The following is a 13,856-nucleotide window of genomic DNA, read 5'->3' as shown; positions in this document are numbered from 1 at the left end:
ACCGGACGCGGGTCCTGAGCGCCGACCACCCCAACATCCTGACCAGCCGCAACAACCTCGCGGGCGCCTACGAATCAGCAGGAGATCTAGAGCGGGCCATCCCGCTATACGAGCAAACCCTCACCGACGCCATCCGAATCCTGGGGCCGACGCATCCGCTCACAGAGGTCGTGCGCGGGAACCGCGACATCGCCCGAGGCATTCGGTGAGCCGTGGCTGAGGGACGAAGCCACGGCTCACCGATCGCCTAGGCCATCAACGGTGAAGTGCCACAGTCAGGCGATCGTGAGAGCGAAAGCAGTGCGGCGGCGTGTTGCACAGGTCGGCGCATCACATCGGTTACGGCGGGTGGGCGGTGCGGCCACGGCCAGCGGCGGTCTCGTTGTGTCCGTGAGTCCCCGCGATTCCCCCTTGTTCACTCTCCTGACGGGCACGCAACGGGCACGCAACGGGCACGCAACGGGCACTGCAACCCGGCCGACTGACCCCTTCAGCAGGGCCGCCGGGATCGAGAGCATGGCCTCCCGTGACTCCCCGGACAGAAAAATGTGTCATCAGACTAACATTTGACATTAGAGTGACATAATGTTCGGCATGAAGGAAAGCGTTCCACAGCTGCTGCAAGACGCACGCCGCGCCAGAAAGCGCCACGAGTGGGTGGCAGTCCAGCGACGGAGGCTCGCCGAGATCGTCGAGCACGCCCGCACCTGCTCGCCCTACTACCGCGATCTCTACAGCGGCCTGCCTCCGGACGTCGACGACTCTGCATCGCTGCCCGTCACCGATAAGAAGGCGCTGATGGCGCACTACGACCATTGGGCCACCGACCGCGAGGTAACGCTGGCACGGGCGCGCGCCTTCGCCGCAGATCCGCAACTGGTAGGTGGACGGTTCCTCGACCGATACCTGCTGGTCACCACCTCAGGCACCACGGGAAACCCCGCGATCTTCGTCAAGGACGATCGGGACATCGCCGTCAACTACGCCCTCAGCATGCAGATGATGGGGTCCTGGCTAGACCTCGCCGACATCACCCGGATTGTGGCAGGCGGCGGACGGATGGCCATCGTGGCCGCGACAAACGGCCATTTCCTGGTCTCGGCCGGCGCCGCCCGCATGCGCGCACACCGGCTACAGCGCAAGGCCATCCGCCTCTTCTCCGTGCACACCCCTCTCGGCGCACTGGTCGAGGCGCTCAACCGGTTCCGCCCCGCCCTCCTGCTCGGATACGGCAGCGTCCTTAGCATGCTCGCCGCCGAGCAAGAGTCGGGACGGCTGCACATCGCGCCGGTAGTGGTTGAACCCGCCGGCGAGACGCTGACCAGCGATGACTACGCGCGGATGGCCCGCGCCTTCGAAGCCAAGGTACGCGACACCTACGGCGCCAGCGAGTGTCCCTTCCTCACCGAGGGCTGCGCGTACGGTTGGTATCACGTCAACAGCGACTGGGCCCTGGTCGAACCGGTCGAAGCCGACTACTCCCCGACCCCGCCGGGCAGGCCATCCCACACCGTTCTGGTGACCAATCTGGCCAACCAAGTCCAGCCGATCCTGCGCTATGACCTCGGCGACAGCGTCTTACAACGGCCTGACCCGTGTCCGTGCGGCAACCCCCTGCCAGCCATACGGGTACAGGGACGCGTGGCCAACGTACTCACGTTCACCACCGGACGGGGCGAGGTCGTCATCGCGCCGCTGATGCTCAACACCCTGGTGGACCGCACACCTGGAGTACAGCTCTACCAGATCGTCCAAACCAGCCCGGCGAGCCTGCGCATACGGATGCGGCCCTTGCCTGGGGCGGACCCGGAAACGGTGTGGCGGGCGGTGCGTGACGGGATCGGCGGCCTGCTCGCCGACCACAAGCTGGACCATGTCATCCTGGAACGCGCTGAGGAGCCACCGCAGCAATCCCCCGGCGGAAAGTATCGGACGGTCATCCCGCTGAAGGATTTCGCATGATGTCAGATTCCGAGCAGCCCGGACTGCGGGAACGCAAGAAGGCCGGCACTCGCGCCGCCATTCAGCGGCATGCGCTGCGCCTGTTCCGTGAGCAGGGTTACGACGCCACCAGCGTCGAGCAGATCGCCCAAGCGGCCGACGTCTCGCACCGGACGGTGTTCCGCTACTTCCCGACCAAGGAGGCGTTGGTCACCTTCGATGACTACGACACCCTCATCGCCGAGGCGTGCGCGGCCCAGCCGCCGGAACTCGGTCCGGTGTCGGCGCTGCGCAACGCCTTCCAGGCCGTGTTCACCGATCTGACCGACACAGAGGTCACCGCGAAGCGGGAGCGCCAGGCGCTGGTACTCAGCGTCCCCTCGCTGTGGGCGGCCAGCCTCGCCAACATCACCAGGACCAAGCAGACGCTCACCGAACTGGTCGCAGCCAGGCTCGGCCATCCGCAACACGACGACCGAGTGCGGGCTGTCGCAGGCGCGGTGTTCGGCATCCTGCTGTCGGTCTGGCTGGACTGGGCCAAGGACCCGGAGATGGACGCCCCGGCGCTGTTGGACAGTGCGCTCGCCCATCTAGAGAGCTCTGTGAACTAGAGCTGACATGACAGCCTTCGGTCTTGAGGTGGTCGGCGTAGCACGGCCATGCCTACGGACTCCTCGATCAAGAAGGCGCGAGCCGACGGGCACGGAAAGCCATCGGGCACACAACGGGCACGGAAGATCGTAAAGTTCCGCTGAACAGCAAAAAGCCAGGTCTCCGGATGCCGGATGACCTGGCTTTTCGTCTACGAGCCGACGAGGGGAATCGAACCCCTGACCTACAGTTTACAAGACTGTTGCTCTGCCGATTGAGCTACGTCGGCATGGTCATCTGATGAGTGTAGTCGGCTTACGCCCCAGGCGTCACCGGCGGCAGCACCAAACGCCGGTTCCTGTCGCATGAATCCTGCTGTGGTGGGATCTCCAGATGACGCGTCACAGCTCGGAGGCCGTGCCGTACACCGGCTGGAGCGGGGGGCGAGGTGCGCGACGGGTCGTCACATCGCCACGTTCAGGGCACACGACAGATCGCCGTACCCCCTGCCGTCGCCCTCGGGCTGGAGGGGTGTGGGCGCTCGCCGGACGGCCTGGCCTGGACGGGCCCACAGCCCCCCTAGCGGCGACGGTGGCGGGCGACCTCGTACAGGGCGATGCCCGCCGCGACGCCCGCGTTGAGCGACTCGGCCGCGGCGTTCATCGGGATGCGGACGACCAGGTCGCAGGATTCGCCGACCAGACGGGACAGACCCTTGCCCTCCGAGCCGACGACGACGACCAGTGGGCCGTCGAGGAGGTTGCTCTCGCCGATCTCCACGGTGCCCTCACCGTCGAGGCCAACGACGAACAGGCCCGCCTCGCGGTACTCGCGCAGGGTCGCGGTCAGGTTGGCCGCGCGGGCGACGGTCAGGTTGGCCAGCGTGCCCGCCGAGGTCTTCCAGGCCCCGCCGGTCACTCCGGCCGAACGGCGGGAGGGGACGAGCAGGCCGTGCGCGCCGAAGGCGGTCGCGGAACGGGCGATGGCCCCGAGGTTGCGCGGGTCGGTGACACCGTCGAGCGCGACGATCAGCGGCACCTCAGCGGCGTCCTGAGCGATGCGGACGAGATCCTCGGGGTGTGCGTACTCGTACGCCGGGATCTGCAGGGCCACGCCCTGGTGGATCGCCCCCTCGGTGAGCCGGTCCAGCTTCTCCCTGCCGACCTCCAGCATCGCGATGCCGCGGTCGGCGGCGATCCGGACACTCTCCTTGACCCGGTCGTCGTTGTCGATGCGCAGGGCGACGTACAGCGCGGTCGCGGGCACGCCCGCCCGCAGCGCCTCCAGGACGGGGTTACGGCCACCGATGTACTCGGGGGCGTCCTCGCTCCGCCTGGCGCGGGTCTGGGTCCGCGGGGAGGAGGGCCTTCCGGTCCTCTCCTCCCGCTCGATCCGCTCCGTCCTGGCCTTGTCCTTGTGCCAGTGCCGCATGTGCGCCGGCGGGGTGGCTCCTTTGCCCTCAAGACCGCGGCGGACGTTGCCGCCGGTGCCCTTGGTCGGAGTCTTCTTCTTCGCGGGTCGCCCGGACCCTCTACCGCCACCAGCCATGCTGTCTAGGGTACGGCCTGCTTCTACCGCGAAAGTTCCCAGCGAGGTCCCTGGGCGGTGTCCTCGACGAGGATGCCTGCCTGGGCGAGCTGGTCACGGATGCCGTCGGCCGCCGCGAAGTCCTTGCGGGCCCTGGCCGCCTGGCGCTGCTCAAGGGCGACGCCGACCAGCGCGTCCACGGTCGAGCGCAGGCCGGACTCCTCGCCCGAGGAGCGCCACTGCTCGGAGCGCGGGTCGAGGCCGAGCACGTCGAGCATGTTCTGCGTCTCGGCCAGCAGCCTGGCGACCTGCTCCTTGTTGCCCTGGGCCAGCGCGACGTTGCCCTCCTTGACCACCTCGTGCACGACGGCCAGCGCCTGCGGAGTGCCCAGGTCGTCGTCGAGGGCGTCCACGAACGCCTGGGGCAGCGGCGCGTGCGCGTCCACGTCGTGGATCACCTCGGCCGCCCTGGTGACGAACCCCTCGATGCGCTGGTACGCCGAGGCGGCCTCGCCCAGCGCCTCCTCGGAGTACTCGATCGCGGAGCGGTAATGCGGGGCCGCCAGGTAGTAACGCAGCTCGACGGGCCGGACCTTCTTGGTCACCTCGGGGATCAGCAGGGAGTTGCCGAGCGACTTGCTCATCTTCTCCGCGCCGATCTTGAGCATCCCGTTGTGCATCCAGTAACGCGCGAAGCCGTCGCCCGCCGCCTGGGACTGGGTCAGCTCGTTCTCGTGGTGCGGGAAGATCAGGTCGACGCCGCCGCCGTGGATGTCGAAGGTCGGGCCGAGGTACTTGGTCGCCATGGCGGAGCACTCGAGGTGCCAGCCGGGGCGGCCGCGCCCCCACGGGGTCGGCCAGGTCGGCTCGCCGGGCTTCTCGCCCTTCCACAGCGCGAAGTCACGCGGGTCCCGCTTGGCCGAGTCGCTGTCGGTGTCGCCCGCCGCCCTGAGGTTCTCGAGCTTCTGGTTGGACAGCGAGCCGTACCGGTCGGCGTAGGACATGACGTCGAAGTAGACGTCGCCGTCGACGGCGTAGGCGTGACCGGCCGCGATGAGCCGCTCCATCAGCTCGATCATCTCGGGCACATGGCCGGTCGCCCTCGGCTCGACGGTCGGCGGCAGGCAGCCGAGCACCTGGTAGGCCCAGGTGAAGGCGCGCTGGTTGCGTTCGGCGATGACGAACCACGGCACGCCCTCGGCAGCCGCCACCCGGATGATCTTGTCGTCGATGTCGGTGACGTTTCGGCAGAACGTCACCTCGTAGCCCGAACGAGTCATCCACCGGCGCAACACGTCGAAGTTGACGCCGGAGCGGATGTGCCCGATATGCGGGGGAGCCTGCACGGTGGCACCACACAGGTAGATCGACGCCCGGCCGGACTCGACCGGAACGAACTCGCGGACCGTACGTACGCTGGTGTCGTATAGCTGCAGGCTCACGGAGGCAAGGCTAACGCCTTACCTCACCTCACAAGCCGGGTTACGAGACGTTGAGGTTGCCCAGTAGCACTTTTTATAACAACGAGTGCGAATACCGCCGTCGCTCATTCCGGATCAGCCATGCACATAGACCCGCTCGGGAATGACCCGGACGATCAGCCGCCGTACTTCCGGGTGCGCCTCGACCCAGGACTTGCCGGTGTACTTGTGCGACAGTTCCTGGATGAGCGCGCCGGTCGGGTCCTCGGTCACCGTGACCGTCCCGCGCACCTCCGCGTAGCGGTAGGGGTTCGCGTGGTCGATCACCACGATCGTCGTCCTGGGGTCGCGGGCGAAGTTCCGGTCCTTGCGCCGCCCCCTGGCCGTGGAGAACACGATGTCGTCGCCGTCGGTCTTGGCCCAGACCACGCTGGCCTGCGGGCTGCCGTCGGCGTTCAGGCTCGTCACCGTGGCGAAGTTCGCCGCGTCGAAGAGCGCGCGCACATCGCTGGACAGTTCGGTCAACTTTCCTCCTCATCCTGCTTCGGTGCACCGATCATGCCAGGTGCCGATTCTGTAGGCTCGAAGCGCCATGGACGTGAATTCCCCCGCGGCGGCAGGCACCGCCTCCCGCCCGTCCTCGACCCCTCCCGCCCAGCAGAGCCGGGTGACCGTCGCGCTGCGCCGCGCCGGGATCGCGCTCGTCGGAGTCGGCGTGGCCGCGCTCACCGCGGCCGCATGCGTGCTCTCCTTCGAGGACCTGCGTGCCCTCGCCATCGTCGGCGAGGCCCCCCCAGGCCTCGCCTACCTCTATCCGGCGGCCTTCGACGCGCTGCTCGCCATCGCGCTGATCGCCGTGTTGCTACTGCGAGGCGGGCGCTGGCCGGTGCGGCTGCAGGCGGGCGTGGTCCTGATCCTGCTGTTCGCCGCCGCCGTCGCCGCCGAGGTCGCCACCGCGGTGCGAGCGACGCTGGACGTACGGCGAGCCGCCGTCGTCGTCGCCGTCGCCCCCTGGGTGACGCTGCTGCTGGCCCTGTGGCTCTGGCTGCTGCTGATCAACCACGCCGCCGCACGGCGGGCCGCGGCCGATGCCGCGGCCGCGAGCCGTGACCACGACATCGTGCCGTTCCCCGACGCCGACCTACCGACCGCGGAGTACCCCGTCCGGTCCGGCGACGCCCGTCTCCCCGTTCGCCGCGGCTCCGTCCCCCGGCAGGCGCCCCCCGCCGACCTGGACCACCTGACGCAGCCGGTGCACCACCAGCCGTCCGAGGTGGTGCTGGACCCGCAGGCGGCTCCTCCGCTGGAGTCCGTGCCGCACCACGACCTCCCCGCCGCCGCCCCCGTCGTCGGCCCGACGGCCGCACCGGAGACACCTGAGATCACCGAGATCCCCGGCCTCTCCGAGGCGGCCGAGCCTCCGCAGGCCCCCGCTCCCGTGACCCAGGACAGGCCCCTGCGCTGGGGGGACCTGGTCCGGCCCCACCACGGCGATCTGCTCGTCCATCCGCCTCGCCCCGCCGTACGGGAGCCGGAGGGCCGGGTCAGCGAGCGGGTGGAGACCTGGGACGCGAGCACGGACGCCCAGCAGGCACCGCAGAACGAAGACGGCGAACAGGACGAACGCGGCGAGCGGGAGGAACGGGAGGAGCGGCCCGAGGTCGGCGACCGCGACGCGGACACCCAGCCGATCATGGTGATGACCGACGCCCCTTCCCCCGCCGTGACCTCAAGAACAGCGCGGACCCCGGCCAGGGTGCCCGATCCCGTCCACGAGGCCGCCGACACCGAACCCGCCGCCGGCACCGAGGCCGAGGCCGGCGCGGAGGAGAAAGGGGCCGGAGAGGACACGGCCCGCAGCGAAGCGGATGGCGAGGGGGCGGATGAAACGGATGGCAGGAGAAGCGCGGCCCCGCCCTCCGGGCGCATGCGCAGCACTCCGACGCCACCGCAGGAGTAGGCCCTCCCCGGGGAGGCCTCACCCGGAGCATCGCCCGTGGCGTCCACCAGAGCGCCCGCCGGACCCACGCGGAGGAGAGTGGGCCAGCTCCGGGGCCTGGGAGGAGCTGGCCCGGTCTCAGGGCCACATGGGCGGCCTGGCTCTCGCGAGCCGGGTGAGCCCGGCCCGGACGGGCCGACACTGGGCCGACACTGGGCCGACACTGAGCCGACACTGAGCCGACACTGAGCCGACACGGACGGGCCGGACGGACCGGACGGATGGCGCACCGGGCCTGGCGGCCGACGGCGCACCGGCCCGCAGCTTTCACTCACAACCAGGTGAGCGGCGCCCCGCTGCGGACCGGCGATCTGCTTGCCTCCGGCCCCGCGCGGGACCGGCCGGGGGCGGTTCTGGGCACCGGCGGAAAGCCGGCGCTTCGGCGAACCGATCCGGAACGGCACGGGCCCGCCCGGTGTGCCGTGTGAAACCGGGCGGGCCTTCCTCGAACGTCTACTTGGTCTCTGGAACGTCTCGCGGAACGAGGTGACGGCAGGCCTCCCACCTCACCCATCCCTGCGCGCCAGAGCTCGAAGGCCTGGGGCCTGAGGGCCGAGGAGAGCGGCCCCCACCGGTCACCCGGACTTCCGTGCCGCGTCTAGACCCTGGAGCGCTTCATGCCCGCGACCAGGCCGACACCGATGACGGCCAGGACGATCTGCATGACGAGTTCGATCCAGTCGATGCCGTTCGTGGTCGCGACGCCGAGGACCTGGGCGATGGCGGTGCCGATGAGCGCCGCGACGATGCCGACCACAACGGTCAGAACCCATCCGATCGCCTGCCTACCGGGAAGCAGGAGACGACCGATGGCGCCGATGACGGCACCGATGACGATGGCCCCGAGGATGGATGCGATGGTCATATCGTGAACCTCCCAGTGAGGTGACCTTCACGCTCACGGGGAGATGGCTACCCCCTGCGTCAGGGATATTCCTGGAGACGGCAAATTTTCGGGATCAGTGTGTCTTCTTCGCACGCATCTGGACCACCAGCAGCACCCCGATCACCGCGAGCGCGAGCTGGATGATGTGCTCCCACCAGTTGATGCCCTTGGTGTTGGTGAGTCCGAGCGCCGCCGCGATGGCGGTGCCGATGAGCGCCGCGACGATGCCCACGATGAGCGTCAGCCCTATCGAGAAGTTCTGCCGCCCAGGAACGATGAGACGGGCCAGGGCGCCGATGACGGCACCGATGACGATCGCGGCGATAATCGAGCCAATCATGTCCGGCTCCCCCGATGAAGAGACATGGTGTCAATAGGGAGCTACCCGGAACATTCATCCGTCATTCCGAAAAAAGGGGTGGCCCGTACCGCGCCAGTAAACGGGCCACCGCCTCAAATGCGACGACGGGCATCCGCGCCGCCCGCCGGAGCGCTTTCGCGTTCCGTATTAGGAGACGCCCGGCCCCGGATTAAGGTTCACCACGATCGCGGTCGCGATGGCCGCGACGCCCTCTCCGCGCCCCGTGAGGCCCAGGCCGTCCGTCGTGGTCGCGCTGACGCTCACGGGCGCCCCGACGGCGGCGCTGAGCGCCTTCTCCGCCTCCGTACGGCGAGGCGCCATCTTGGGGCGATTCCCGATTACCTGGACGGCCACGTTGCCGATCTCGAAGCCCGCGGCACGTATCTTCCTGGCGGTCTCCTCGAGCAGGGCGGTGCCTGAGGCACCCGCCCAGCGCGGATCGGAGGTGCCGAACAGGCCGCCGAGGTCGCCGAGACCGGCGGCGGACAGCAGCGCGTCACAGGCGGCATGGGCGGCGGCGTCACCGTCCGAATGGCCGGCCAAGCCTGTCTCACCGGGCCAGTGAAGTCCCGCGAGGTGCAACTCGCGGCCGGATGCGAACGGGTGGACGTCGACCCCGACGCCCACCCGCGGAAATGTTGTGTTCAGGAGTTGAGAACCTCGTCGAGCAGGGCCTCGGCCTTGTCCTCGTTGGTCTTCTCGGCGAGCGCGAGCTCACTGACCAGGATCTGCCGTGCCTTCGCAAGCATGCGCTTCTCTCCTGCGGAGAGCCCGCGCTCCTTGTCACGTCGCCACAGGTCGCGAACGACCTCGGCCACCTTGTTGACGTCACCGGACGCCAACTTCTCCAGGTTGGCCTTGTAGCGGCGGGACCAGTTCGTGGGCTCTTCGGTGTGAGGCATGCGAAGCACGTCGAAGACGCGCTCAAGGCCCTCCTGGCCAACGACATCGCGAACACCTACGAGTTCAGCGTTGTCAGCCGGCACCTGGACGGTAAGGTCGCCCTTGTCGACCTTGAGAACCAGGTAGGTCCTTTCCTCACCTTTGATGGTTCGGGTCGTGATGGCCTCGATCCGAGCAGCCCCGTGGTGGGGGTAGACGACAGTGTCGCCGACCTGGAAAGTCATGTGACAAGTACCCCTTCCGCTGTACTCAAGAGTACCACGTATCCACAGCCTCCCGGAACAGTGAAATCACCATAACTGCAGGTCAAAGCCGCATTTTAAGGCTTGACAAGCGTTCAACTCTATGAATCAAGGGTATGAAAAGCCCTCATGACCTGCGTTCCCCGCCTCTCGGCGACGGGGCGGGGCGCCGGAAAACCCGGCTAAGTCCACGGATAGGGTTGGCTCTGCCCTGCCTCTAGTGTGACAAGGAGAACCCGCACCGTGACCCGCAAGAGCCGTCACTGGGCGATCGCCGCCGCCGCGTTCCTCGCAGCCGCTCCGGTCCTGGCCGGCTGCGGTGCCGGGTCGGACGCGATCACCAACAAGCCCTACACCCCGACCGAGGCCCTGAGCGCCAACGTGAAGGGGATCGCCATCTCCCAGGCGTTCTTCCTGGGCCCCGACTCCGGCTCGAAGCTGGCGGAGGGCGGCGCGGTGCCGCTCTATCTGTCGCTGGTGAACACCAACCAGGGGACGGACAAGCTCGTCGGCCTCGGCGTCGACCCGGCCCTCGGCACCGCCAAGGTCGCCGCCCCGGTCGACCTGCCGACCGAGCTGCGGGTCAACGTCGGCAAGCCGGCGCCGACGATCGTGATCGACGGCCTGAAGAAGCCGCTCAGCGGCGGCGAGAGCATCTCGGTGCAGCTGCAGTTCGAGAGAGCGGGCATCGTCCCGCTGACGATCCCGGTCATCACCCGCAGCCGCGAGTTCGGCGACCTCCCGCAGGCCCCGGCCCCGTCCGCGGCCCCCGCGACGTCCCCGACACCGATCGCCGCCACGGACGATCCGGCGGCCCCGACGCCGACCGAGGCCGCCGCCCCGATGCCGACCGAGTCTGCCGCCCCGACACCGAGCGCCGCGACGTCCGAGTCCAGCCCCGCTCCGTCCACCTCGGCCGCGCAGGGCGAGGGCGGTCACTAGTCCTTCACCGGGGGCCTTTCCCGTGACGGGACAGGCCCCCGGACGCAGAACACATGTGAACACGACGAAGGGGGTGTACGGCCCGTGCGGGCCGTACACCCCCTTCGCTGTGTTCGAGTGCCCGCAAGATGCCTCCAGGAGCCCCTGTCGCGCAGGCCCCGGCCCGCGCCGGGCAGGGAACGTCTCCCTGCGTCCAGGAGCCCCTGAGGCCTCCCGAGGAGGCCCGCGCCGGGTCAGTCCTCGGCGGGGTCGAACTTGTAGCCGAGGCCGCGGACGGTGAGGATGCAGCGCGGGTTGGAGGGATCGGCCTCGACCTTGGCGCGCAGCCGCTTGACGTGCACGTCCAGGGTCTTGGTGTCACCGACGTAGTCGGCGCCCCAGACGCGGTCGATGAGCTGGCCCCTGGTGAGCACCCGTCCCGCGTTGCGCAGCAGGACCTCCAGCAGCTCGAACTCCTTCAGCGGGAGCTGCACCTGGTCGCCGCGGACCGCGACGATGTGCCGGTCGACGTCCATCCTGACGGGCCCGGCCGCAAGGACGGCCGACTCCAGCTCCTCCACGTCTCCCTGGCGCCGCAGCACCGCGCGGATGCGGGCGACCAGCTCCCTCGAGGAGAACGGCTTGGTCACGTAGTCGTCGGCGCCCAGCTCAAGCCCCACGACCTTGTCGATCTCGCTGTCCTTGGCGGTGAGCATGATCACGGGAACGTTGGAGCGCTGGCGGAGGGAACGGCAGACCTCGGTGCCCGGCAGGCCCGGCAGCATCAGGTCCAGCAGCACCAGGTCCGCGCCGTTGCGGTCGAAGGTGTCGAGCGCCTCGGGCCCCGTGGCCGCTACCGCGACCTCGAACCCCTCCTTGCGCAGCATGTACGAAAGGGCATCCGAGAAGGACTCCTCGTCCTCGACAACAAGCACGCGAGTCACTGCGCGGCCTCCAAGGGGGTCGTGGTGGTACCGGGTACTGCTACCGCCGTGCCGCCGAAGGCGGGCAGGCGAAGAGTGAAGGTGGAGCCCGAGCCTTCCTTGCTCCACACCGTCACCGTGCCGTTGTGGGCGGCGGCGACGTGTTTGACGATGGCCAGGCCGAGTCCGGTGCCGCCGGTCGCCCGGGAGCGGGCGGCGTCGACGCGGAAGAACCGCTCGAAGATGCGTTCCTGAGCGCTCTCCGGGATGCCGATTCCCTGGTCGCTCACGCTGATCTCGACCGACTCGCTGTGGGCGCCCGCGGCGCGCGCGCTGACCACGACACGGGTGTGCTCGGGACTGTAGGCCACCGCGTTGTCGATGAGGTTGCGCAGCGCGGTGACGAGGAGCTCGTCGTCGCCCCAGATGCGCAGCCCCTCGGCCCCTCCGGCGACGAGGGTGATGTCCTTGGACGCCGCGGTCGTGTTGCAGCGGTCGATGGCCTCGTGCACGGCCTCATCGATGGGGACGGGGCCGGGGGTCGGGATGGGCTCGGCTCCCTGGATGCGGGAGAGCGTGATGAGGTCCTGGACGAGGTAGGTGAGGCGGGCGGCCTCGTGCTGCATGCGACCCGCGAAGCGGGTGACGGCCTCCGGGTCGTCTGCGGCGTCCTGGATGGTCTCCGCCAGTAGCGAGAGCGCGCCGACCGGCGTCTTGAGCTCGTGGCTCACGTTGGCCACGAAGTCGCGGCGTACCGCCTCGACACGCCGATGCTCCGTCTGGTCCTCCGCCAGCACCAGCACCTGGCCGTGCGATCCCAGCGGGGCGACCCGTACGGCGAAGCTGGTCGACTCCTGGCCGAACTTGTGGCCCGCAACCTCGATCTCGCTCTCCCGGATCTCGCCGTCCCTGCGCACCTGCCTGGCCAGCGCGAGCAGCTCGGCCGCCATCAGGTTCTCGCCCCTCACCAGTCCGAACGCCCGCGCGGCCGAACTGGCTCGCAGCACCCGGTCCTCCTTGTCGAGCACGACCGCCGAGGACGGCAGGACCGCCAGCACCGACGCGACGCCCTGCGGCAGCGCAGCGGGCTCGTTCTCGTCCACCGGCGCGGCAGCACCTCGGCTCACGCTCTGACGGACGACCATCACGGCCAGCGCCCCCACGACGAACCCGGCCAGGGCGGCCAGACTCGCCATCAGTTCACTCACGTGCTCCTCCTGTCCGCTTCACGACCTCGATGGTAGGCGGGGGTTTCCCCGTTGGGGCAGCTCATGGGGGCATGACCAAGGCCTTTCCCGCAAAGTTCACTTTATGGTCGAGGTTCGTTCACTGTTGCGCACATACGGTGAAGGCCATGCGCGACGCCTACCATGATGAGCTCGACGCCCTCACGGGCCGACTGGTGGAGATGACCCGGCTGGTGAGATCGGCGATCTCCCGGGCCACCACCGCACTCCTGGACGCCGACCTCCAGCTCGCGGAGAGCGTCATCTCCCACGACGAGGAGGTCGACCGGGTCTTCTCCGAGATCGAGACGTCGATCTTCGACCTGATGGCCACGCAGCAGCCGGTGGCCGTCGACCTCCGGGTGGTCATCGCGGCCCTGCGGATGGGCACCGACCTGGAGCGGATGGGCGACCTGGCCGAGCACGTGGCCAAGGTGGCCCGGCTGCGGCACCCCGACTCCGCGATCCCCCCGGAGATCCGCTCCACGATCGTGGAGATGGGCCAGATCGCCGAGCGCCTGGTCACCAAGACCGGCAGCTGCATCGCCTCGCGTAACGTCGACGTGGCCCTGGAGCTCGAGGACGACGACGACGCGATGGACAAGCTGCACCGCAGGCTGTTCAAGGTCCTGATGGCCCCCGACTGGAAGTACGGCGTCGAGCCGGCCATCGACGTGACGCTGATCGGCCGCTACTACGAGCGCTACGCCGACCACGCGGTCCGCGTCGCCCGTGACGTGGTCTACCTGGTGACCGGCTCGCGGACGCCGGACGCCGACCTCGTCTGAGATCCGCGGAACGGTCCACGCAACGAACGAGGACCGCAAAGACACGGAAGAAGACACGGAAGGGGCCCGTCGCTGGCCCGGACGCCGGTGTGCTCGACCTGTCCCGGCTCCAGGAATCTGAGGGTGT

General features: G+C 69.0%; 15 protein-coding genes and 1 tRNA gene. 6 read left to right on the top strand and 10 right to left on the bottom strand.

Features of this window, described 5'->3' with window-relative positions:
• The 3 genes from AB0395_RS19300 to AB0395_RS19290 all read left to right on the top strand — a co-directional run.
• Positions 1 to 209, top strand: a 209-nt coding sequence (locus tag AB0395_RS19300; protein ID WP_366282284.1) for a tetratricopeptide repeat protein, incomplete at its 5' end; no start/stop codon positions are given.
• A gap of 376 nt (positions 210 to 585) precedes the next feature.
• Positions 586 to 1,962 carry a hypothetical protein gene (locus tag AB0395_RS19295; protein WP_366282283.1) on the top strand — a complete coding sequence of 459 codons (1,377 nt, stop codon included), beginning with the start codon at positions 586 to 588 and terminating at the stop codon, positions 1,960 to 1,962.
• Positions 1,959 to 2,552 carry a TetR family transcriptional regulator gene (locus AB0395_RS19290; RefSeq protein ID WP_366282281.1) on the top strand — a complete coding sequence of 198 codons (594 nt, stop codon included), beginning with the start codon at positions 1,959 to 1,961 and terminating at the stop codon, positions 2,550 to 2,552. The genes AB0395_RS19295 and AB0395_RS19290 overlap by 4 nt, the downstream gene beginning before the upstream one ends.
• A gap of 196 nt (positions 2,553 to 2,748) precedes the next feature.
• On the opposite strand, the gene AB0395_RS19285 is transcribed toward AB0395_RS19290, so the two are convergent.
• From AB0395_RS19285 to AB0395_RS19270, 4 genes are all read right to left on the bottom strand, one after another.
• Positions 2,749 to 2,821, bottom strand: a tRNA-Thr gene (locus AB0395_RS19285).
• A gap of 290 nt (positions 2,822 to 3,111) precedes the next feature.
• Complete coding sequence (gene rlmB, locus AB0395_RS19280; protein ID WP_366282279.1) at positions 3,112 to 4,080, bottom strand: 23S rRNA (guanosine(2251)-2'-O)-methyltransferase RlmB; 969 nt, start codon at positions 4,078 to 4,080, stop codon at positions 3,112 to 3,114.
• A 23-nt stretch (positions 4,081 to 4,103) separates the two neighbouring features.
• The gene (cysS, locus tag AB0395_RS19275; protein ID WP_366282278.1) at positions 4,104 to 5,501 is read right to left on the bottom strand and encodes a cysteine--tRNA ligase; all 1,398 of its coding nucleotides are present in this window, start codon (positions 5,499 to 5,501) and stop codon (positions 4,104 to 4,106) included.
• Between the two features lie 114 nt (positions 5,502 to 5,615).
• Positions 5,616 to 6,005, bottom strand: coding sequence for a PPOX class F420-dependent oxidoreductase (locus tag AB0395_RS19270; RefSeq protein WP_366282276.1), 390 nt, complete (start codon positions 6,003 to 6,005; stop codon positions 5,616 to 5,618).
• Between the two features lie 67 nt (positions 6,006 to 6,072).
• Here AB0395_RS19270 and AB0395_RS19265 point away from each other — a divergent pair, with 67 nt between their 5' ends.
• Entirely contained in the window at positions 6,073 to 7,440 is a 1,368-nt protein-coding gene (locus AB0395_RS19265) for a hypothetical protein (protein WP_366282275.1), read from the top strand.
• Positions 7,441 to 8,077: 637 nt separating this feature from the next.
• Here AB0395_RS19265 and AB0395_RS19260 read toward each other — a convergent pair.
• The 4 genes from AB0395_RS19260 to AB0395_RS19245 all read right to left on the bottom strand — a co-directional run bounded on the left by AB0395_RS19260 (position 8,078) and on the right by AB0395_RS19245 (position 9,853).
• Entirely contained in the window at positions 8,078 to 8,344 is a 267-nt protein-coding gene (locus tag AB0395_RS19260) for a GlsB/YeaQ/YmgE family stress response membrane protein (protein ID WP_366282274.1), read from the bottom strand.
• A 94-nt stretch (positions 8,345 to 8,438) separates the two neighbouring features.
• Positions 8,439 to 8,705 (bottom strand): GlsB/YeaQ/YmgE family stress response membrane protein, encoded by a 267-nt coding sequence (locus AB0395_RS19255; RefSeq protein ID WP_366282272.1) that lies wholly within the window; start codon positions 8,703 to 8,705, stop codon positions 8,439 to 8,441.
• 168 nt (positions 8,706 to 8,873) lie between these two features.
• Positions 8,874 to 9,353: a 2-C-methyl-D-erythritol 2,4-cyclodiphosphate synthase gene (gene ispF, locus AB0395_RS19250; protein WP_366282270.1), complete on the bottom strand. Its 480-nt coding sequence runs from the start codon at positions 9,351 to 9,353 to the stop codon at positions 8,874 to 8,876.
• Positions 9,354 to 9,370: 17 nt separating this feature from the next.
• On the bottom strand, positions 9,371 to 9,853 hold the full coding sequence (locus AB0395_RS19245) for a CarD family transcriptional regulator (RefSeq protein ID WP_012887713.1): 483 nt from the start codon (positions 9,851 to 9,853) through the stop codon (positions 9,371 to 9,373).
• A gap of 261 nt (positions 9,854 to 10,114) precedes the next feature.
• Between AB0395_RS19245 and AB0395_RS19240 the strand changes: the two genes are divergently transcribed.
• A complete protein-coding gene (locus AB0395_RS19240) occupies positions 10,115 to 10,813 on the top strand; it encodes a copper chaperone PCu(A)C (protein ID WP_366282268.1) in 699 nt (232 codons plus the stop codon).
• A 233-nt stretch (positions 10,814 to 11,046) separates the two neighbouring features.
• On the opposite strand, the gene AB0395_RS19235 is transcribed toward AB0395_RS19240, so the two are convergent.
• Both AB0395_RS19235 and AB0395_RS19230 read right to left on the bottom strand, forming a co-directional pair.
• The gene (locus AB0395_RS19235) at positions 11,047 to 11,736 is read right to left on the bottom strand and encodes a response regulator transcription factor (protein WP_271222000.1); all 690 of its coding nucleotides are present in this window, start codon (positions 11,734 to 11,736) and stop codon (positions 11,047 to 11,049) included.
• Positions 11,733 to 12,911, bottom strand: coding sequence for an ATP-binding protein (locus AB0395_RS19230; protein ID WP_366282430.1), 1,179 nt, complete (start codon positions 12,909 to 12,911; stop codon positions 11,733 to 11,735). Before AB0395_RS19230 ends, AB0395_RS19235 begins: the two co-directional genes overlap by 4 nt.
• Before the next feature lie 158 nt (positions 12,912 to 13,069).
• Here AB0395_RS19230 and phoU point away from each other — a divergent pair, with 158 nt between their 5' ends.
• Complete coding sequence (phoU, locus tag AB0395_RS19225; protein ID WP_366282266.1) at positions 13,070 to 13,729, top strand: phosphate signaling complex protein PhoU; 660 nt, start codon at positions 13,070 to 13,072, stop codon at positions 13,727 to 13,729.
• The last annotated feature ends 127 nt before the right edge of the window (positions 13,730 to 13,856 follow it).

The organism is Streptosporangium sp. NPDC051023 (genome assembly GCF_040689595.1).
In the GTDB taxonomy this organism is placed as follows: Bacteria; Actinomycetota; Actinomycetes; order Streptosporangiales; family Streptosporangiaceae; genus Streptosporangium.
This window is presented reverse-complemented; position numbering and strand designations above follow the sequence as displayed.